Annotated in this window: 17 protein-coding genes; 3 read left to right on the forward strand and 14 right to left on the reverse strand. The window is 54.8% G+C overall.

Going from position 1 to position 19,867, the window contains the following annotated elements:
- Positions 1–22: 22 nt before the first annotated feature.
- Positions 23–1,054 (reverse strand): hypothetical protein, encoded by a 1,032-nt coding sequence (locus tag NMK_RS17490; protein WP_146187237.1) that lies wholly within the window; start codon positions 1,052–1,054, stop codon positions 23–25.
- Positions 1,055–1,141: 87 nt separating this feature from the next.
- Between NMK_RS17490 and NMK_RS17495 the strand changes: the two genes are divergently transcribed.
- The 3 genes from NMK_RS17495 to NMK_RS17505 all read left to right on the forward strand — a co-directional run bounded on the left by NMK_RS17495 (position 1,142) and on the right by NMK_RS17505 (position 7,875).
- Positions 1,142–2,890 carry a PAS domain-containing sensor histidine kinase gene (locus NMK_RS17495; RefSeq protein ID WP_227871560.1) on the forward strand — a complete coding sequence of 583 codons (1,749 nt, stop codon included), beginning with the start codon at positions 1,142–1,144 and terminating at the stop codon, positions 2,888–2,890.
- Positions 2,887–4,233, forward strand: a complete 1,347-nt coding sequence (locus NMK_RS17500) for a sigma-54-dependent transcriptional regulator (RefSeq protein WP_109017065.1) — start codon at positions 2,887–2,889, stop codon at positions 4,231–4,233. The genes NMK_RS17495 and NMK_RS17500 overlap by 4 nt, the downstream gene beginning before the upstream one ends.
- A gap of 144 nt (positions 4,234–4,377) precedes the next feature.
- On the forward strand, positions 4,378–7,875 hold the full coding sequence (locus tag NMK_RS17505) for an EAL domain-containing protein (RefSeq protein WP_181376335.1): 3,498 nt from the start codon (positions 4,378–4,380) through the stop codon (positions 7,873–7,875).
- 78 nt (positions 7,876–7,953) lie between these two features.
- Here NMK_RS17505 and NMK_RS17510 read toward each other — a convergent pair whose 3' ends face one another.
- The 13 genes from NMK_RS17510 to hflK all read right to left on the reverse strand — a co-directional run bounded on the left by NMK_RS17510 (position 7,954) and on the right by hflK (position 19,857).
- Positions 7,954–8,643 (reverse strand): HAD family hydrolase, encoded by a 690-nt coding sequence (locus NMK_RS17510; protein WP_109017111.1) that lies wholly within the window; start codon positions 8,641–8,643, stop codon positions 7,954–7,956.
- Positions 8,637–9,353: a bifunctional 2-polyprenyl-6-hydroxyphenol methylase/3-demethylubiquinol 3-O-methyltransferase UbiG gene (ubiG, locus tag NMK_RS17515; protein WP_109017067.1), complete on the reverse strand. Its 717-nt coding sequence runs from the start codon at positions 9,351–9,353 to the stop codon at positions 8,637–8,639. Before ubiG ends, NMK_RS17510 begins: the two co-directional genes overlap by 7 nt.
- Positions 9,320–10,651: a TRZ/ATZ family hydrolase gene (locus NMK_RS17520; protein ID WP_109017068.1), complete on the reverse strand. Its 1,332-nt coding sequence runs from the start codon at positions 10,649–10,651 to the stop codon at positions 9,320–9,322. The genes ubiG and NMK_RS17520 overlap by 34 nt, the downstream gene beginning before the upstream one ends.
- Before the next feature lie 62 nt (positions 10,652–10,713).
- Positions 10,714–11,838, reverse strand: a complete 1,125-nt coding sequence (locus NMK_RS17525; protein WP_109017069.1) for an OmpA family protein — start codon at positions 11,836–11,838, stop codon at positions 10,714–10,716.
- 22 nt (positions 11,839–11,860) lie between these two features.
- On the reverse strand, positions 11,861–12,610 hold the full coding sequence (locus tag NMK_RS17530) for a (5-formylfuran-3-yl)methyl phosphate synthase (RefSeq protein WP_109017070.1): 750 nt from the start codon (positions 12,608–12,610) through the stop codon (positions 11,861–11,863).
- Entirely contained in the window at positions 12,607–13,182 is a 576-nt protein-coding gene (locus NMK_RS17535; protein WP_109017071.1) for a DUF447 domain-containing protein, read from the reverse strand. The genes NMK_RS17530 and NMK_RS17535 overlap by 4 nt, the downstream gene beginning before the upstream one ends.
- Positions 13,179–14,576, reverse strand: coding sequence for a DUF6513 domain-containing protein (locus NMK_RS17540; RefSeq protein WP_109017072.1), 1,398 nt, complete (start codon positions 14,574–14,576; stop codon positions 13,179–13,181). Before NMK_RS17540 ends, NMK_RS17535 begins: the two co-directional genes overlap by 4 nt.
- Entirely contained in the window at positions 14,552–15,094 is a 543-nt protein-coding gene (locus NMK_RS17545) for a flavoprotein (RefSeq protein WP_109017073.1), read from the reverse strand. Before NMK_RS17545 ends, NMK_RS17540 begins: the two co-directional genes overlap by 25 nt.
- A gap of 1 nt (position 15,095) precedes the next feature.
- Positions 15,096–16,418, reverse strand: coding sequence for an adenylosuccinate synthase (locus NMK_RS17550; protein WP_109017074.1), 1,323 nt, complete (start codon positions 16,416–16,418; stop codon positions 15,096–15,098).
- A 13-nt stretch (positions 16,419–16,431) separates the two neighbouring features.
- Positions 16,432–17,589: an ATP phosphoribosyltransferase regulatory subunit gene (locus NMK_RS17555; protein WP_109017075.1), complete on the reverse strand. Its 1,158-nt coding sequence runs from the start codon at positions 17,587–17,589 to the stop codon at positions 16,432–16,434.
- Positions 17,590–17,598: 9 nt separating this feature from the next.
- Positions 17,599–17,787 carry a DUF2065 domain-containing protein gene (locus NMK_RS17560; protein ID WP_109017076.1) on the reverse strand — a complete coding sequence of 63 codons (189 nt, stop codon included), beginning with the start codon at positions 17,785–17,787 and terminating at the stop codon, positions 17,599–17,601.
- Positions 17,788–17,797: 10 nt separating this feature from the next.
- Positions 17,798–18,676 carry a protease modulator HflC gene (hflC, locus tag NMK_RS17565; RefSeq protein ID WP_109017077.1) on the reverse strand — a complete coding sequence of 293 codons (879 nt, stop codon included), beginning with the start codon at positions 18,674–18,676 and terminating at the stop codon, positions 17,798–17,800.
- Complete coding sequence (gene hflK, locus NMK_RS17570; protein ID WP_109017078.1) at positions 18,673–19,857, reverse strand: FtsH protease activity modulator HflK; 1,185 nt, start codon at positions 19,855–19,857, stop codon at positions 18,673–18,675. Before hflK ends, hflC begins: the two co-directional genes overlap by 4 nt.
- Positions 19,858–19,867 lie beyond the last annotated feature (10 nt).

Raw genomic sequence — 19,867 nt, forward strand, 5'->3', positions numbered from 1 at the left:
ACTGTAAGAGATCGGCAGCGCATCAGAACAGAATCGCGAAAGAAGTAAAGACGCCCTCGGGCTCTTTGACTGTGTTACGGGAGGCGTGGATGTATTCCGCCTTGAAGACCATGGCTGGAGACAGCTTGAAGGCAAGTCCCAGCAGTCCGATATTCATCGCAGGGGCAGGCCCGGCGGGGTTATACCATTCATACCGACCGATGACATAAAGACGATCTGTCAGCGGGGCTACGCCTTGTACGAACAAACCGCTTTCGTCGGAAGCACTCCCCTCATCGGAAATGCGATAGGCAAGCTCGGCGCTGACCTCGTAACGCTCGTGGGTCCAGAAATAGTCCATCCCCAGCAGGTTTTTGCGTTCTTCGTTGGAGCCATGCTGGCTAAAATTGGCGTAAGAAACCCCGATTTCCGCATTGGATGAGACCGGTACCGTGACATGCATGCCCAAGGCTTCCTCGAAAGGATCAAGCTTGGGGTCGGGCCGCCAATCTTCGCCTAGGGCGGTATAAACGGAGTAATCGATTTCACGATCCCCCACCGGCAACGTACCGTAGGCCATCACTCCCGTAGCATTGGTAGGGAAAGCACGTTCAGTCACTAGCGGACGAGTCGTGGTCCATACGAGCGGCTCGGCATGAATGACGTTCCAGCGGCCGATAGGTGTCAGGAACTTACCTGCTCGGAAATTGAGGCATTCGGAATAAAGGTAATCGGCGTAGGCGCGTTCCAACGCGAGATAGCCGTGTCGCGTCGTCGGGTTTTTGCCGTCTTCATAGACCAGGGCATCTTCCAGGTCCAATTCGGAAAAAAATCGAAACTTGCCCTCGCCCTCCCACCAGACGAACAGGCTGACATCGCTGGCATTGATCTTGAAAGGCTCGTGCCGGTCTTTTTCGGCTTCCAGGCTGGCATAACCGCCCAGCCGAATGGGTGTTCCGGGAATCTTCCATCCACGCCCGAGTTGGTAATCATCACTTGCCGGCTCATCCGCCAATACCTGGCCGGAGCTTGCCAAGAGCGCGACACATAGCAGGATTCTGGCGCGAAGATTCATGAATAGCCGCAGGTGAAAAAGTTTTATTGTGCCATTTTCGGCAGTTTTCTTATACTTGCGCATCGCCTCGCTCTGGATCATTCGGCTGTGACTATACGCAAAACCTTACTGATTGCCTTTCTTGCCGTCAGCCTGATCCCCGCAATACTGCTTTCGATGCTGGCATTTTCCACCGCCGGGGAAGCCATGCGCCAGGAAATCGGCCGCAGTCTGCTGGTACAGTCGGCTACCGTCTCGGAAGACATCGACAAGATGCTGTTCGAACGCTTGCAAAACGCACAGACATGGCGCCGCCTGGAAGTAATGCAAGACATTCAGGTCCACGATGTGGACAAGCGGCTCTCGCAATTTTTGGTCGATCTCAAGACCGGCTATCGCGACGTGTATCACGAACTTTCCTGTATCGATACCAATGGCCATATCGTGGCCAGCAGCGATACCTCCCTGATCGGCAAAATTGCGGCTCCGGCCGATACCCTGCTGCAAATCGAGCCTAGGATTGCCATCGAAGCACTCGAGCTCAAGGGCGACCAAGCAACTTTCACCATCCGTGCCGGCATCGACTCCCAATTCAAGGAAGGACCGGCAGGCGAGTTGCTGCTACGTTTCAACTGGGGGCAGATTTATCGCATTCTCGACCAAGCCGCGCAAAACGGTCGCATGGTGGTCTTGATCGACCGGCAGAACCGCATCGTGGCGGCATCATCCAAGTTGCGCGAGCAAGGCATGCTCCTGGCCTCCTTGCCGCAAGGCTGGTTGCCTACTGGAAAAAAGAACGGCAAGGCCATTCTCGACGGCGCACCGCTCCATTTGTCCGAAGTCACCGTAGGCTTCGACCGCTCCCACGGATTCCAGCACTTTCCCGGCTTCGGCTGGACTACGCTGGTGATACAACCCAGCCACCAAGCCTTTTTGCCGATACAGAAGATGGCGACGATGTTTTTGATCTTGCTGGTATTGGTCAGCAGTTTCGCGATCGCCTTGTCGATGCTGGTTGCAGGCCGCATCGCCCGTCCTATCGCCGATTTGACGGCCTTTACGCGCCGGTTCATGCAGGATAAGAAACTACCTCCTTCACCCAGCGGGATAGGTGGCGAAGTTGGAGAGCTGACTACGGCTTTCGTTCAAACAGTGAACGATCTGGATCAGTCTCGCCAGAACCTGGTTCGCGCCTCCAAGCTGGCCGTTCTCGGTGAAATGGCAGCAGTGATGGCACATGAGGTAAGGACGCCACTTGGTATCTTGCGTTCTTCGGCGCAAATGCTGGCGCGCGAATCGCTAAGCCCGGAAGCTCGTGAGCTGACCGGATTTATCGAGAGCGAAACGGAACGATTGAATAGTCTCGTCTCCACCCTGCTGGATACCGCTCGCCCACGGCCACCGAATTTCCAGCCCACAGTTATATCCGAACTGATCAGGCACAGCATCGGCTTGCTTGCTGGACAAGCCGAGAAGAAAAACATCATCCTGGAAACACACTGCGAGGCAGAAAACATCCTGGTCAATGCCGATGCCGAACAACTCACCCAGGTATTGCTCAACCTGATCCTCAATGCGCTGCAAATTCTCCCTGTTAATGGCAGGGTGTCAGTGAGCTGTAAGCCTCTGGATGGCAAACTTAGCATCGAGATCGCCGACAACGGCCCTGGTATTCCTGTCGAAGATCAGCCGCGGGTATTCGACCCCTTCTTTACCCGGCGGGAAGGCGGCGTGGGTTTGGGCCTGGCCGTTGTGCAGCAAATTATCAGCTCGCACGACGGGGAGATTACTGCGGGCACCAGCACATTAGGTGGCGCACTCTTTACTATCACATTACCGATCGAGGGCAAGGTATGACCGGTCAACGCGTCCTGGTGGTGGACGACGAAGCAAAAATGCAGCGCGTGTTGGAAATCATGCTGAAACGCATGGGGCACGAGGTCGTCTGCGCTTCCAACGGGCAGGATGCGTTGAACTCGCAATTGGCTGAGCCTGCCGACCTCATCATCAGCGATTTGCGCATGCCAGGGATGACGGGCATTGATCTCCTACGCAACCTGCGCGATCAAGGCCAGGATGTGCCGGTAATCATCATGACCGCCTACGGCACCATTGAGAGCGCCGTAGAAGCCATGAAATTAGGCGCGTGTGACTACATCGTCCGACCGTTCGACGTGGATGCACTCGAGATCGCCGTAGACCGCATCCTAAACCTTGGCCGCATGCAGAGGCAAAATGCATTTCTCCGCCACGAAGTCGACAAAGGTTGGGGCGAGTTTGTGGGCAGCAGCGAGGCCATGCAACGGGTGTACGAATACATTCGTCAAGTCGCCCCTACCAAAACCACCGTACTCATTACCGGCGAAACCGGCACCGGAAAAGAGCTAGCTGCCCGTGCCATTCATCGGGCCTCGCCCAGGGCCAGTGCCCTTTTTGTACCTATAAACTGCGCTGCGATTCCAGCCGACATCCTAGAAAGCGAGTTGTTCGGCTATGAAAAAGGCGCATTCACCGGTGCCACCAAGGACCGCATCGGCAAATTCGAAATGGCCGAGGGTGGTACGCTTTTCCTGGACGAATTGACTGAAATGCCAATGGCATTGCAGGCCAAACTGTTGCGTGTTTTGCAAGAAAACGTTCTGGAGCGACTGGGCAGCAACCGCAGCATACCCATCGATATCCGGGTGATCGCCGCGACGAATCGCAATCCGCGTCAGGCCGTTGCTGATGGAAAACTGCGCGAGGATTTGTATTACCGCATCAATGTGTTCAACGTCGAACTGCCGTCACTGCGAGAACGCAAGGAGGATATTCCCTCGCTGGCGGCCAATTTTCTAGCTAAATGTGATGGTCATGGCATCACCGAGCAAGCCTTGCAAGCACTACAACACTATGACTGGCCCGGCAACGTGCGTGAATTGCAGAACGTTATCGAACGTGCAGCTGTATTGAGCCGAGGCAAGCCTGTGGGAGTAGAACAGCTGCCCCGCGAGATGACTGAGACTGCTCCTGCAGAGCCTTCGCCCGCAACAGAAATTTTTGCTTCGCTTGAACTCAATTCAGCAGTCGAGAAACTCGAGGATGCAATGATCCGGGAAGCTTTGAAACGAACGGGAGACAACAAATCCAAAGCAGCACGTTTGCTCGATATCAGCGAACGTTCATTGTGGTACAAGCTTAAGAAACTGAATATCGATTGATGTTGCAATTTAGACATTTCAGCACCCAATAGTAAGCATTTCCCTACCCGTAAATTCCTCCCTCCCTGATAGTCAGACGCCCTCTGGTCTGATATTTTTCTTGCGCCGATGCTACCGTCCTGTCGACGCAACAAATTGAAAATAATGACAAACACACTCTTTACCGCCAACTGCGAGCCAGCAGTATGGCTGTGGAGCAAAAAATATTGCGGGAGGATGTTACTCGTCGCCTTGCTAGCGTTTCCCCAAGCTGTATTCGCTTCCACTAAAACCCCCATCTTTTTTCGCACTTTCCAACCTCATCAAACTTGGGTTGATCAATCCAGCAAACTCCGTCTATTGAGCGAAAACGATGCTCCGACGGCTTATACAAAAACACTGGAATGGATAGCCGGCATCCCAGCTTTTGCATCTGCCGAGGATCAGGCGCGCGCCCTTAACGTCCTTTCGCGCGTCGAACACAATCTTTCGTTAACAGAACAAGGCTATGTCCATGCGAATACTGCCTTAGAAATAGCCATCGCAGCACATGATCGTGCAGGCCGTGCCGAAGCACAACTCAATATCGCCAACTTCGCTTTGTATCAGGGCAATATAGATTTGCTGATTACGGCTACGATGCAAAGTGCGAGCTTATTCGAAGAGGGGGACAGCCCAGATCTGTTAGGAGAGGCCCGTTTAGGCGCAACTGTTATGTATCGCCGTCTCGGGCAATTGGATGAATCAATCACGTTCGCCTTGCGATCATTCGAAAAAGCAAAAAACAATGGCAATCCCCAATTGCTGGCATATGCGCATCGAGGATTGGGTATTTCTTACCAGCAAAGTAAGAATAATTACGAGTCAGAGCGGCATTTTCGCGAGATGCTTAAATATTCGGAAATTGCGCATTCGAAACTACTTAAGGCGTTGGCGCTGATGGGCATCAGTGACGCAGAAGATGCGTCGGGACATTTGAAAAACAGCGAGGTATTACTCCGTTCGGCACTAAAAACATGCAGAGAAGCAGCCATCCCGTATTGTGAGGGAGTTTTGCTTAATCACTTGGCCGAGAACCTGCGCGAACAGGGCAAGATTCGCGAAAGCTTTCCATTGCTGGCTGAAGCAGAAAGTAATTATCGAGAACATCGAAATAAAATAGGGTTGTGGTGGACGATCAAATACAGGGGCGACAATTACCAGTTTTTACACGAACACGAAAAAGCATTGGCAGCAGCCGAGGAAGCCTCAACCATCGCCGATGAAATCGATTTTCCTTTATACAAGACGGAAAGTGCAAAACAACTTGCGTCCGTTTACGCGTCTCGACAGGATTTCAAGCAAGCCTACCGTTACGCAAGCACAGCCATTGATATAGCAAATCGGGAAGCCGGCGCCACAATAAGTAGCAGAACGGCAGAGCTGGCTAAAAAATATGCATCAGAAACCAAGCAACGACAGATCGAAGAACTCAAGCGAGCAGCCCAACTTCAGCGATCGGAAACACGACAGCATCAATTATGGTTAGTACTGTTGAGCAGTGCAGTTATCCTGCTAGCCGTAACTTATTTTCTGCTGCGCCTGCGCCGCACACAAAAAGAAATTACCCGACTCAATGCCACGCTCGAGAAGCGCGTGGAGCAACGCACGGCTGATCTCAGGCAACGGGAACAGGAATACCGCACCCTCGCTGAAAACTCACCCAATTTCATCGCACGCTATAGTCTCGAAGGGCACCACACCTTTACTAATCCTGCTTATGCCCAATTGTTTGGCATAACCGAAACCATCACAGATACTCCCTTGATACCTGTTCTTCTAGCCTGCATCGAATGTGTACGCGACACGGGCATTCCTACAGAAACCGAGATTTTGCTGGAAACGGCGCAAACCTCGCCCAGATGGATCAACATTTCCATGACTGCGGAACGCGGCGTCAACAACGAAATCGTCAGCATTTTGGGTATTGGCTATGAGGTAACCGATCGCAAGCTACGAGAAACTCAGGATGAAATACGTTTCAGCATCTATGAACATTTGGCATTTGGTGGCGACTTGACGGAAATTCTGGCTCAGGTCACTGAATATGCACAGACTTCCAGCGGATCCATCAAAAGCACCATCATTATTCCGCACTCCCGTTTGGATGGAGATGAGCAGAATCCTCAGGAATCAGGAATGCACAGTGAACCGATATTGACTCCAGAAGGCCAGGTATTGGGACATGTCGTTTCGCAATCCGATCTGCCGTTGTCTGATGACGATTTAACGCGCCTGAAGCAGGCAAGCCATCTCGCTGCTATCGCAATCGAGCGGCAGCACACCAACGACCGGCTCCGCCATCAGGCCAGCTACGATGCCTTGACTGGGCTCCCCAACCGGCGGTTGCTGCACGACCGATTGCATGAGGAAATCGCCAAGGCAAGCCGTACCAAACAACCGTTGGGATTGCTGTTCGTGGACCTTGACCGCTTCAAGGAGGTCAATGACTCGCTCGGGCATCATATCGGGGATCAGCTGTTGATTGAAGCCGCAAAACGTATCCGGCTGCATATCCGTGAATCCGATACTGTGGCCAGACTAGGCGGCGACGAGTTCGTCATCGTTGTGCCTGACGTGAATAAAATGGATCATCTGACGCGCATGGCACAAACGGTACTCCAAAGTCTGCAGCCTGCGTTCAATATCGAACACCAAGTCGCTTATATCTCTGCCAGCATCGGTATTGCCAGCTACCCCCTGGATGCAGAAAACGCCGAATCACTCCTCAGCTGCGCGGACCAAGCCATGTATGCCGCCAAGGAGCGTGGGCGCAACGGCTTCAGTTTTTTCACCAGTACCATGCAAGAAGAAATGCAGCAGCGCCTGCACCTCGCCACCGATCTGCGCGAAGCCCTTGCCGCAGGACAACTCATTCCCTACTTCCAGCCCATTATCGACACGTTCAGCGGGCAGGTCGTCAAAGCCGAAGCATTGTTGCGGTGGAAACACCCGGAACACGGTATGGTGCCGCCCGACTTATTCATCCCTATTGCCGAAGAGATGGGCCTCATTCACGAAATCGGTGACTGGATTTTCCTGGAAACCGCAAAATTGGCTGGCCAGTGGGCAGATATTCGCAGTCAAAACAGTGCCAGACCAATTCACGGCCAAATCAGCGTAAATATCTCTCCGCGTCAGTTCATGCGCGGCAATCTATGTGACCAGTGGATGCCAAGATTGCAGTCACTTGGCGTGCCTCCCCATTATCTTGTGATCGAGATTACGGAAGGTTTGCTGCTCAGCGAGCAAAGCGACGTGGTTGGGGAATTGGCCAGATTCCGCGAGGCTGGAATGCAAGTGGCATTGGACGATTTCGGCACAGGATATTCAGCCATGGCTTATCTCAAGCGTTTCAGCATCGATTACCTCAAGATCGATCGCTCTTTCGTGAACGAGCTGGAAACCGATACCAACGACCGCGCGATCGTCGAGGCCATCGTCGCGATGGGGCACAAACTGGGAGTCAAGATGATCGCGGAGGGGGTAGAAACGCAACGTCAACGCGATATCCTACAGGAAATCGGCTGCGAGTATCTCCAGGGGTATTTCTATGCACGCCCAATGCCCGCAAAGGAATTTCTGGATTATGTATCAGCGATGAATTCGGAGCACACGAACTAGAAACTCTCGGCGGTCTTAATAGCCGAGCCCCCTCACTCGAGAGCCCAGCGGGCTTTGCACCAAATAGTCCGAAGACTTTTAGCGAACCAGGCTGAGTGTTCCTATTCGTTGATCGAAAAGACGCTCGATGAGATCGACCGGCGAAGCAATCATATCCTGAGCACCCCACTCTTCCGGCTTGTCATCCTCTGACAAATAGCCGTAATTTGCGACCCAGGCCTCCATCCCTGCCGCTTTGGCAGCGATGATGTCACGTTCGGCGTCACCGACATAAAGACACTCCAGAGGCGTCACATTGGCTTGGCGACTGGCAAGAAGCAAGGTGTCAGGATAAGGCTTAGGGCGCTCGCAGTCGTCTGCACTGACGATGCTTGCAGCCCGGCTGCTCAAGCCCAAAGCCTCCATCAATGGCTGAGTAAATCGCCTCGGTTTATTGGTGACCACGCCCCACAACACGTTTTGCGACTCGAACGTCTCCAGCACGGCCGCCATCCCATCGAACAAGCGAGGGTACTGACAGAATACCTCATCGTACAGCACCAGATATTCCTCACGCATAGATTCAAAAGCGGAATCTGATGGCAACAATCCAAACCCGACCCCAAGCAAACCGCGCGTTCCGTGCGAAGCAAACGGGCGGATCACGTCGTCGGCCAAAGGAGGCAACCCGTGCCGCTGCCGCTGCATGTTAAGGGCGCGGCCAAGGTCTGGCGCAGTATCAGCTAGCGTACCGTCGAGGTCGAACAGAACAGCTTTGAATCTCAAGATTTCACCGTGTGAACGAGGTAATTGATGGAGACATCCTTGTCCAACCAATAGCGTTTGGTAACCGGGTTGTAGCTCATGCCCATCAAATCGGCGACATCCAACTCGGCATTCCGGCAGAAGGCGGACAACTCGGATGGCTTAATGAATTTTGAATACTCGTGTGTCCCTTTGGGCAGCAGGTTCAGTACATATTCCGCCCCAATTACCGCAAACAAGTAGGACTTTGGGTTGCGATTGATGGTTGAGAAAAAGACATGTCCACCCGGCTTTACCAAGCGGCTGCATGCAGCAACAATGGCTGCAGGATCAGGCACATGCTCCAGCATTTCCATGCACGTCACCACATCGAAACCGGCCGGGGCTTCCTCGGCCATCGCTTCAGCCGAGATAAGCCGATAATCGACTGCCACGCCGCTTTCCAGCTTGTGCAACTTGGCTACCTTTAGGGCTTTCTCCCCGAGATCGATGCCGGTCACTTGTGCGCCGCGTGAGGCCATGGACTCTGAAAGAATGCCGCCTCCGCAGCCCACATCCAATACTTTTTTACCGCTCAGGCCGACCTTGCGATCGATGTAGTCCAAGCGCAAAGGATTAATTTCATGCAGGGGCTTGAACTCGCTCTGTGGGTCCCACCACCGATGCGCCAATGCGGAAAATTTTTCCAGTTCGAGGCGATCTACATTGACTTCGCTTGCAGTCGTTTCTGCCATAGTTTTGCTTTCTCCAATACTTCGCGGCGATCCAAGGTAGTCAGTTGACCTTCCGACAACAGGCAACGCCCTTCCACCCACACATGCGTGACTTCGCTGCGCCCGGCAGCATAAACCAAATGGGAAACCACATCAAAGCACGGCTGGGTCTCCACATCGGAAAGATCGACAGCAATCAGGTCGGCAGCCTTGCCGATTTCGAGAGAGCCAATAACGCCATCCAGACCTAATGCCTGTGCCGCATTCAATGTAGCCATTTCCAGCGCCCGCCAAGCTTGGAGCACTTCGGCGTTGCCGCTAGCTCCCTTGGCAAGCAAAGCTGCCATTCGCATTTCACCGAACATATCGAGCCGGTTATTGCTGGCTGCCCCGTCCGTTCCCAACCCGACATTAACGGCGTGAGTCAGAAGGTCAGCCACGGGTGCAATGCCGCTCGCAAGCTTGAGGTTAGACGTTGGGCAATGCGCTATATGACAGCCATGCTCGGCCAGCAGTTCGATTTCTGTCTGAGTCAGATGCACACCGTGCGCTGCGATCAAACCGGGGCCAAGCAACCCCAGGTTGGCGAGGCGTTGCAAAGGACGTATCCCGTATTGAGCAACGCTCTCGGTGATTTCAGCCTGCGTCTCGTGCAAATGCACGTGAATCCCAAGGTCCAACTGTCCGGAAAAGGTGAGTAATTTTTCGAAAGTGCGATCGCCAACGGTATATGGCGCATGCGGGGCAAAGATGGTCGAAAGTGTCGAAATGCCACTTAACGCATCGCGAGCAGCGAGGCCTTTGTTTATATAGTCGTCAGCATCTGCGGCATACCCGGTAGGGAAATCGATGACCACGAGGCCAAGGCTGGCACGCATACCAGCTTGCTTTACTGCAGACGCGGTCGCCATGGGATAAAAATACATGTCCGCAAAACATGTTGTGCCTCCGCGGATCATCTCGGCACATGCCAGCAAGGTGCCATCGTTGACGAATGCTTCCGACACGAAGGCATGCTCGGCCGGCCAAATATGTTCCTTGAGCCAAGGCATGAGGGCAATGTCGTCGGCCAGCCCACGCATCAGCGACATGGCAGCATGCGTGTGCAAATTGATCAATCCCGGCATCACGGCCTGACTCGGTAAATGGTGGCTCTGACGCGGTAGATATCGTTGCCGTACATCGGCCAGCGGGAGGATATCGAGGATATGACCGGCATCAATGATCAGGGCATGCTCCTGCAAAACGAGGCCGCGGGGAACGACAGGAACGATCCATTGGGGTGCGATCAGGAGATCGACTGGCTGGGGTGTATTCATTTCATGACTTTATACATAAAAAAAGCCCCGACAAGTCGGGGCTTTTTGTTGGCGACAGTAAATTACTGAGCCGTTTGGCGTTGAGCCTCAATTTCCACCACGACGCGGCGATTAGGCTGCAGGCACTGAATCAGCTTCTTGCCGCGAACGCCCTTGCAATCGACGACAGGAGAGGATTCGCCCTTGCCTACTGCGTGCAGGCGGTTGGCATCGATACCCTGGCTCACCAGATATTTCTTGACCGAATTAGCACGACGCTCGGAAAGCTTTTGGTTGTACTTTTCGTCGCCGATGAAGTCGGTATGGCCGGTGATGAGCACCAGTTCGACTTCAGGATGAGCCTTCATCTTCTCGACCACTTCGGTGTCGAGAATCTTCTTGCCTTCGGTCGTCAGCGCATCCTTGTCGAAACCGAACAGCACTTCGGCTTGCAAGGTCATCTTGGTGAATGCGGGTTCATTCGGACCTTGATCAGGCTGGGGCGGCTCTTCAGAAGTCAGAGGCGGAACAGCTTCTTCTTCCTGAGGAGCAATCTCTTCCATCGCCGGAGCCGGTGTGGGTTCGGGTTCAGCCGCAGCGACCTTCTTAGGTGCGCCGAAGTTGAAGATTACGCCAACGTTGAGATAAGTATTGCCAATGGTTTCGGTACCGTTCCACAAAACCGTGTTATCGGCCTTAGCACGACTCCAGACGTGACGGATGTCAGCCTGTAAACCGATGTTATCGGTGAATAAATACTGGAAACCAGCACCGACGTTAGCCATCCAGGAAGTCTTGGAATCGCCGACATTAACACCACCGATCTTGTAGTCGATGTTGTTGTGCGCAGCGCCAACACCGGCCAGTACGAACGGGCGGAACTTGTCGCGGCTGAACATATACAAGGCATCCAAGCCGAGCAACGTTTGCTTGTAATCGCCACTGGCAGCCTGGCCACCAATGTGGTTGTCAGCATCAGCCTTGGAATGAGTCAAACCAAGCTGCACATCCCAGTGTTCGCTAATGGCCTTGCCAAGGCGGATACCGTAGGCGACATCGTTGTCGGCCTTCAAATCGCTATCGGTGTGCATGTAGCCCAAAGTGGGCATGATGTACATGGGGCCTTCGAATGCGTCATCTGCGAAAGCACCGTTCGCAGCAACGCCGAGCATACCTGCAAGAGCTACACTAATCAGCTTGGTTTTCATGTGTTGTTCCCTGTTGTTGCAATCAAGCTGAACTATACGCCCGCGATGCATTGCAATGCAATGTTTCTGCTGGCTCGTTATGTTCGGTATGTTGCATTTGCGCAACAGCTTGGGAAATGGCTGAAACCCGCGCCGGATCAAGCGTCGATTCACGATGGTCATTTCCGCACAAAGCGCCGCGAAAACCCAAATAATCAGGTCCTATAGATAGCAAGGGTAGTATATCGGCCGCCCTCAATGAGCCAGCCAAACCGGTCAATAAGCCGACACGTTTGGCATCGACCACAAAAGAACGCAGCGCAGCCTCATCCATCCAGGAACGAAGCCCCCCTTGAAACTTGTCCGCGGTGTCGATCATTGCGCCATAGAATCCGGCCTCAGCCAGGTATGGTAGTAAAGTTGGATCGAATTGCTGGTCCGCAAACAGAACCGCCACAATGCTGATACCTTCCTGGGCCAGGGGCATTAGTGCTTCGATACAAGCTTGGCGACCCCCTTCACCGAAGAATCCGACTTTGACAAAATCGACGCCAAGCGAGGCCGTTCGCATGACGGCGTCCTGCAATATGGCCGGCACCATGGGCAAATCGCCGACTGTTGCGCTTACCGGTTTGCGGCCGTCGACAAATTCCACAACCTCAAGGATTCTCTCTGCAGGAAGTGCACCCAAGGCGCCTTCAGCGGGATTTTTGAGATCGATGATGTCGGCGCCTGCCTCAAGTACCAGAGTAGCTTCGGCAGCGGACGTTACACTCGCCAGCATCCCCGTCATGCCTGGTTCTCCCCGGTTTGTTCGGCCTTGAAGTTCTGAATACGCTCCATCAACCAGCCCCAAGCCTGCAATTCGCGCTCTCCTGCGGTTTTATCGATAGCGATTTCCAAATATTTCAGTTCCGCGTCTATTTTTTCCATTGGCAGCATATGCAATCGACTTACCAACACTGCCGCCTCGATTACGGCCGCCTGGGCACGATTGAAACCGCGGAACGGCGCATGATTTTCCTCGTGCACGACCTTGAACCACAGGGATGGCCGTGTGGCATCGTCAATGATCTCGTCAAGTTCGAGTTCGCGATGAGCCAACGCACATTCAAGTACCCAACCCGACGTTCTGCTGGCAGGCTTTACTGCCCATTCCCGCCGCCCTGTCAGGCTTCCTGCAAAGATGCGCACGTCGTCCGTCAAATTGATAACCGCGCTGCGTGCCTGGAGGAGATTGTCCAGACTGGTGGAGGGACGAAAAGGCGCAATCAGCACACGACCAGCCTCTTCCCGAATACCGAATGGCGCCACATGTGCGCTGCCATCAGCATTCACACTGGTGATGATGGTTTCGTAGATCATGATTTCTTGGACTTCTTCTTCTCCAGCGCGGCTTCCCGATGTTCAGTACGGCCTCTCGGGTCAGGCGCGGCTGTATTGCACCCCCATTGCAACTCTTCGTCCTGTGAATAGCGCTTTTTAAGTTGCCAGGCAATCTGGGCTCGCGCCAGTTCGACACCAAGATAAAACGCGTGCGATCCGTCTTCATCAACGTCCAGCATGGGATACAGCCTGAAAGGATCGGTATCGCAATGCAAGCCGTTGCGGTTGTAGATGTGCACGCCTTGCTCGGAGATTTGGATACGAAAGTTGGGGTCCTTGACTTGCGCGGCCAGTCCCTGAATTTCGTCCGGAGTGTAGGTGAATGGCCGACGATCGTGCAGGCCGAGAAGGCCGTTGCTGTAATCGCGCGGCAACCGCTTGTCCTCGTGTGCCGCCAGCATCATGCGCCGGGCTACATCGGCCTCGGCCACGGCATTGATTGCATGGGGGCTTACCGAGGTGGCGAGCACCGCATTGACGTTGAGCTCGGCAATCATGCCGAACAGCATGGCGTTGATGCCTGTGGTGTCGGCATCGGTCAACTCGGTCAGGTTGCCCACACCCATCATGATGTCAATATCGGGATAACGCTTGCGCAAACGGTGGTAACGCACGATAGATTCCGTTAACCCGAACGGAATGGGGTCCAGTATTGGATCGGCTAGAAACGGCCTGCCCTTTTTCTGCATCTGCTCGATGGCACGGTACAAGGAAGGCAGGCTGCCTGGCTTGGCAGGAATCAATACCGGCGTGGAAGCCACTTCGTCGGCGATCCAGAGCGTCTTCTCAGTCAGGCTGAGCAGGTAGTCTGCCCCGCCCCGTCCCGCCCGGAGCAAGTCTTCGGTATTCAAAGAATCGACGCTGACCTGCATGCCCTGCTCGTGCAGGGCTGCAATGGCATCTTCCATGTGGGGGAAAGGCGTGTTGGGGAGACAGCCAAGGTCGATCACATCCGCCCCCTGCCTGCGATAGTGCGCTGCGCGGGCGACGATTTGCGGAACGGTCAGGTCGGTCGCCTCGACGATTTCGGCAAATATCCTGGTGGAATACCGCGAAAGATCGGGCTTTTTGCCGCCCCGGCCGAAATATTGCGGCAAGTCCTTGAGGTCTTCGGGCCCACGTTCTACCGGAACGCCGTACTTGGCTTCCAGCGGCGCAAGATCGCCACGGCACAGGCCGGGAATAACAATCTTGTCCGCACCCCGGGCATCGGGCAGGCGTCGAGCGATGAATTCCGGCGTCATCAGTGCAGCAACGCTGATACCCAATTGTGCGATCTGGAACTCGAACTCGGCCGGCTGCAATCCGGCCAGGACTTTATGCAGGCTGTTTTCGGCGAGTTTGCCGGTCAGGAAGAGGATGTTTCGCGGCATCGCGCAAGAATGGCTGTTTCCAGCTCCTGCATATCAGCGGCGACCGTCGTGGCTTCGAAGGTCTTGAGTTTTTCCATGTTTTCGAGATCGATGCGGCGCGGCCACACCTTGACCACATGGTCGCGGGGCGCATCCGACTCGAGTTCGGGCGCAGTATCGCAGGCGAATACGATACTGGGAATGCGGCACTTACCGGCCTGGGCGAAAATATTGGTCACCAGGTTATCGGAAATACCGCACACCATTTTCGCCACCGTATTCGAACTGGTCGGTGCGATGACCACGGTGTGATAAACGCCTTGGTAGAAAAACTCCACAGGCACCGAACTCGCCGTCTTGTCGAGGTAAACGCGGCCGACGTTATGGGTATAACCGTACTGTTGCAAAATCTCTGCAGCTGCTTTGCTCAGGAACAAATCGACATCTTCCAGCTTATGGATGATGTCGATGCACTCGCGCAAATAATGGCCGGAGCCAGTCAAGGCCCAAGCCAGGCGCTTCTTTTCAGGCTGACTCAAATCAGGCTCCGAAGGGGTGACGCAGGACGATGGTTTCGTCGCGCTCAGGACCGGTCGAGACGATATCGACAGGAACGCCGCAGAGCTCTTCCAGGCGTTTCAAATAAGCACGCGCATTAGCGGGCAGATCGTCCCAGCGCTTAACGCCGAAGGTGGTTTCCTGCCAGCCAGGCATCACTTCGTAAATCGGCTCGCAGCGGGCTACGTCTTCAGCACCGACTGGCAGCAAGTCTATGACCTTGCCGTCCAGCTTGTAGCCGGTGCAAATTTCCAGTTCCTGCAAACCATCGAGAACGTCCAGCTTGGTAATACACAAGCCAGTCAAACCGTTGATACGGGCAGAACGACGCAATGCTGCAGCGTCGAACCAACCGCAACGGCGCTTGCGGCGTGTCACCGTACCGATTTCGCGTCCCTTGTCGGACATTTGATGGCCGGGGGTTGCATCGGTTTCGATGTCGAGCTCGCTCGGGAAAGGACCGCCGCCGACGCGTGTGCAATAGGCCTTGGTGATACCGAGCACGTAGTGCAGCATGCTGGGACCGACGCCGGAGCCTGCGGATGCTTGGCCGGCCACACAATTGGACGAAGTCACATAGGGATAAGTCCCATGATCCACGTCGAGTAGCGTACCTTGCGCACCTTCAAACAACAGGTTGTGACCCGCTTGATGTGCATCGTAAAGTGCGGCAGAAACGTCGTGAACCAGCGGACGCAGGCTTTCGGCGTGCTTCATAGCCGCGTCGAGCTGAGCCTGAAAATCGATCGCCTCGGCATTCAGATGGCGAGTCAGCACGAAATTGTGATAGTCGAGCACTTCGGCCAGTTTGTCGGCGAAACGCTCGGGGTAGAACAAGTCGTAGACACGAAGCGCGCGGCGGGCAACTTTATCCTCGTAGGTCGGGCCGATCCCCTTGCCTGTCGTACCAATTTTTTTGCCTTGGCTACGAGCGGCCTCACGTGCCTTATCCAGGCTGACGTGATAACCCAGGATAAGCGGGCAGCCCGGGCTGATCATGAGGCGGCTGCGCACTTCCACGCCAACAGATTCAAGGCCGCTAATTTCTTCCAGTAAATGCCCCGCATCCAGCACCACGCCGTTACCGATGTAGCATCGCACGCCTTCGCGCACGATGCCTGACGGCACCAGGTTGAGCTTGTACTCGCGTTGCGCGGCACCTTGTCCGATGACCAGCGTATGGCCTGCGTTGTGCCCACCCTGGAAGCGGATCACGCCTTGTGCGTGATCGGTCAGCCAATCGACGATTTTACCTTTACCTTCATCGCCCCATTGGGTGCCGATGACGACTACGTTCTTACCCATGATCAACCTTACATTATGCGGCGGGGAGAATTTCCCAGCCCTTGTCATTTTTTACTAATACGCGATCGCAATCGAGCTCGGCGCGATGCTGCTCATGCCCCGGCAACTCCACTACGACAATTTCCCCTTGTGCGCGCAGAGACTTGATTTTACTGCGCAGTTCGACGTCCTCCGTTAGCGGCGCCAAAATTCCCTTGTTGCCGCTTGCAGGCGGTAAAGCGTTGACGAGCGCCCGCATGTCCATGCTGAACCCCGTCGCAGGTCGGGAGCGTCCGAACACCTGCCCAACCTCGTCGTAACGTCCCCCTTGAGCCAATGCGGAGGAATAACCCTCGGCATAGGCGGCAAAGACCATGCCGCTGTGGTAGTGGTATCCCCGCAGCTCGGCCAAATCGAAGCTGACTTCAACATCCGGCGCCAAAAACTGCTGTGCAACTTGCTTGAGCTCGCCCAATGCATTTTGAATCTGGGGAATCGAAGGCAGCTGCTCTGCCGCGGTATCTAATACCCGTGCATCGCCATACAAAGTGGGCAGCGCCATCAAGGCCGCTCGAATGCTAGCTTGCAGGGACTTGGTGAGTTCGCTGAGCGTGCTGGCATCCTTGGCTTGCAAGGCTTGAAAAAGCTCGGATTCAAGTTGCGGCGCGATGCTCGCACTTTCCACCAAGGCACGGAAAATCGCTACGTGGCTGAAATCGAGGTGCGGTTTGGCAATACCAGCAGCCTGCAAGGCGTGGACTAGCAGTTGCTGAACCTCCAAATCGCTTTCAATGCCGGCGTGGCCGAAGAGCTCAGCACCGATCTGCAAGGGCTCGCGAGTTTGTGCCGTACCGCTCGGCTGGGCTCGCAGGACGCTTCCGGCATAGCACAGACGCGTTACGCCTTGCTGGTTCAGCAAATGCGCATCGATACGTGCCGCTTGCGGCGTGATATCGGATCGAACACCCATGAGACGACCGGAAATCTGATCGACCACTTTGAACGTCAACAGGTCCAGATCGTGCCCTACTCCCGTGGTGAGCGACTCGACGTATTCCAGCATGGGCGGGATGACGTAGCGATAACCGTGGGTGTGGAAAAGGTCGAGCAGCTGGCGACGCAGCAACTCCATGCGACGTGCCTCCGCCGGGAGGACGTCTTCGATATATTCAGGTAACAGCCAGTGACGCATATAACTAGATTAATTGCTCGCCATTAGGATTATGAGCAGGCCGCCCAACATGGATGCGAGGCCGATGAACCGCAGTTGGCCATCCTTGAATTCGATCATGCGGCGGAAAGTCTGACGCCAAGCAGCTGGAGCGAGCAGTGGCAGGACGCCTTCCAAGACCAGCATGAGGCCGAAAGCCATCAATAAATTCTCGCTCAAGACCGATTCCTTACTTACCGCGGCCGCTGCCAGGACTCTTCAAATATTTGAAGAAATCGGAACTGGGGTCCAGTACTAGCACATCGGATTTGCTGCGGAAGCTGTTACGGTAGGCTTCCAGGCTGCGATAGAAAGCATAGAACTCGGGATTCTTGCTATAGGCCGAAGCGTAGATTTCTGAAGCCTTGGCATCTCCTTCACCCTTGATTCGCTGGGCTTCGCGGAAAGCTTCCGCCAGGATCACTTCACGCTGCTTGTCTGCATCGGCACGAATCTTTTCAGCAGCTCCGGCACCTTGCGAACGCAGGTCATTAGCCACACGCTTACGCTCGGCTTCCATGCGTTGGTAGACGGAATCGCTCACTTCCGGCGGCAGGTCGACGCGCTTCAAACGCACATCCAACACCTGGATGCCCATTTGGCGCGCCTCGTGGTCTGCCTTGTCGCGCAAGATGTCCATGATCTTGGCGCGCTCGCCGGAAATAACGTCGTGAATCGTACGTTTGCCGAATTCAGCACGCAGACCGTCGTTCACCATCTGAGAAAGACGCGCTTCAGCCTGCTTCTCGTCGCCGCGCACCGAGACGTAATATTTGGCCGGATCGACGATACGCCATTTGACGAACGAATCGACCAGGACGTTTTTCTTCTCGCTGGTAATAAAGCGATCCGGCTCCACCCAGTCCAGCGTCACGATGCGCTTGTCGTAATAGCGAACGTTATCCAGGAGCGGCACCTTGAAGTGCAATCCCGGCGACTGCTCGACGGAAATAATCTGGCCGAGACGGAATACGATGGCGAATTCACGCTGATCGACACTGAATGCAGAGAGGCTGAGCACAACCAGCGCGGCAATCAGTCCGGTAAAAAATAATCCGAGGTTTTTCATGGACGGGACTCCCGGTCACGACCGCGGAAAGCATCGCGCGAACGCGCTTCCGCATCGGGATTCACAGAGGGAACTGGGGCTGTTGTGGCCGGCGCTGGCGCTGCTGCGGCACTGCCGGGCGCGTTCATCAGTTTATCCAACGGCAGATACAGCATACTGCCGTTGCCCTTTTGATCCACCATCACCTTGCTGCTGTTGCTGAGGATCTGTTCTTGAGCCTCCAGGTAGAGTCGCTCACGCGTCACCTGCGGGGCCTTTTCGTACTGTTCCAGTACTTGCGAGAAGCGGCTTGCGTTACCCTGAGCTTCGTTGATCACGCGCTGCTTGTAGCCTGCTGCTTCTTCCAGCAAACGAGCGGCATTGCCACGGGCTTTGGGAATGACATCGTTGGCATAGGCCTGGCCTTCGTTTTTCTGGCGCTCCAGATCCTGGCCAGCCTTGACGGCATCATCGAAGGCCGCTTGCACCTGTTCAGGCGGTTGGGCGTTCTGCATGGTGACGCTCACGATATTGATGCCGGAGTGATAGCGGTCGAGGATGTCCTGCATAAGCTTTTTGGCTTGCGCCGCAACTTCTGAGCGCCCTTCGTACAACACGAAGTCCATACGACTCTTGCCGACGATTTCACGGATCGCAGTCTCAGCGGTACCGCGCACGGCTTCTTCCGTATCGCGGTTATTGAACAGGAAATCTTCAGGATTCTTGAGATTGAATTGAACCGCGAATTGGAGATCGATGATGTTTTCGTCATCGGTCAGCATGAGCGATTCGCGTAATTCGCGGCTGCGACCCGGGCCCAATTCGGCATGACCGCGGTAACCGACTTCAATCGTTCGCACTTGTTCAAGATTCACGACATCGACCGATTCGATGGGGTAAGGCATATGCCAACGCGGTCCCGGCATGGTGGTTTCGACATGCTTGCCGAAACGAAGCACAACACCGCGCTTGCCTTGGTCTACGATGTAAAAACCGGTACCCAGCCAGATGACGGCAATTAAAGCGCCAATCAAGCCGATGCCGAATGGGTTCTGAGATGGCGTTGATGCCTGGGGGGCGCCATTCTTGCCGCCCTTGCCGAATAGACTGTTGAGACGGCGCGTGAGGTCACGCATGATCTCATCCAGATCGGGCGGACCGTCATTTTTCTTGCCGCCCCATCCCGGGTCGTTCGATGCCATAGTTGCTCCG

Source organism: Novimethylophilus kurashikiensis (assembly GCF_003112435.1).
GTDB classification, from domain to species: domain Bacteria; phylum Pseudomonadota; class Gammaproteobacteria; order Burkholderiales; family Methylophilaceae; genus Novimethylophilus; species Novimethylophilus kurashikiensis.

Excerpts from the sequence above, each read along its gene's own strand:
- NMK_RS17535 (WP_109017071.1), bottom strand. The coding sequence starts at position 13,182 with ATGATCTACGAAACCATCATCACCAGTGTGAATGCTGATGGCAGCGCA.
- NMK_RS17525 (WP_109017069.1), bottom strand. The coding sequence starts at position 11,838 with ATGAAAACCAAGCTGATTAGTGTAGCTCTTGCAGGTATGCTCGGCGTT.
- NMK_RS17490 (WP_146187237.1), bottom strand. The coding sequence starts at position 1,054 with ATGAATCTTCGCGCCAGAATCCTGCTATGTGTCGCGCTCTTGGCAAGC.
- hflK (WP_109017078.1), bottom strand. The coding sequence starts at position 19,857 with ATGGCATCGAACGACCCGGGATGGGGCGGCAAGAAAAATGACGGTCCG.
- NMK_RS17555 (WP_109017075.1), bottom strand. The coding sequence starts at position 17,589 with ATGCGTCACTGGCTGTTACCTGAATATATCGAAGACGTCCTCCCGGCG.
- hflC (WP_109017077.1), bottom strand. The coding sequence starts at position 18,676 with ATGAAAAACCTCGGATTATTTTTTACCGGACTGATTGCCGCGCTGGTT.
- NMK_RS17540 (WP_109017072.1), bottom strand. The coding sequence starts at position 14,576 with ATGCCGCGAAACATCCTCTTCCTGACCGGCAAACTCGCCGAAAACAGC.
- NMK_RS17505 (WP_181376335.1), top strand. The coding sequence starts at position 4,378 with ATGACAAACACACTCTTTACCGCCAACTGCGAGCCAGCAGTATGGCTG.
- NMK_RS17530 (WP_109017070.1), bottom strand. The coding sequence starts at position 12,610 with ATGACGGGGATGCTGGCGAGTGTAACGTCCGCTGCCGAAGCTACTCTG.
- NMK_RS17520 (WP_109017068.1), bottom strand. The coding sequence starts at position 10,651 with ATGAATACACCCCAGCCAGTCGATCTCCTGATCGCACCCCAATGGATC.
- NMK_RS17550 (WP_109017074.1), bottom strand. The coding sequence starts at position 16,418 with ATGGGTAAGAACGTAGTCGTCATCGGCACCCAATGGGGCGATGAAGGT.
- ubiG (WP_109017067.1), bottom strand. The coding sequence starts at position 9,353 with ATGGCAGAAACGACTGCAAGCGAAGTCAATGTAGATCGCCTCGAACTG.
- NMK_RS17500 (WP_109017065.1), top strand. The coding sequence starts at position 2,887 with ATGACCGGTCAACGCGTCCTGGTGGTGGACGACGAAGCAAAAATGCAG.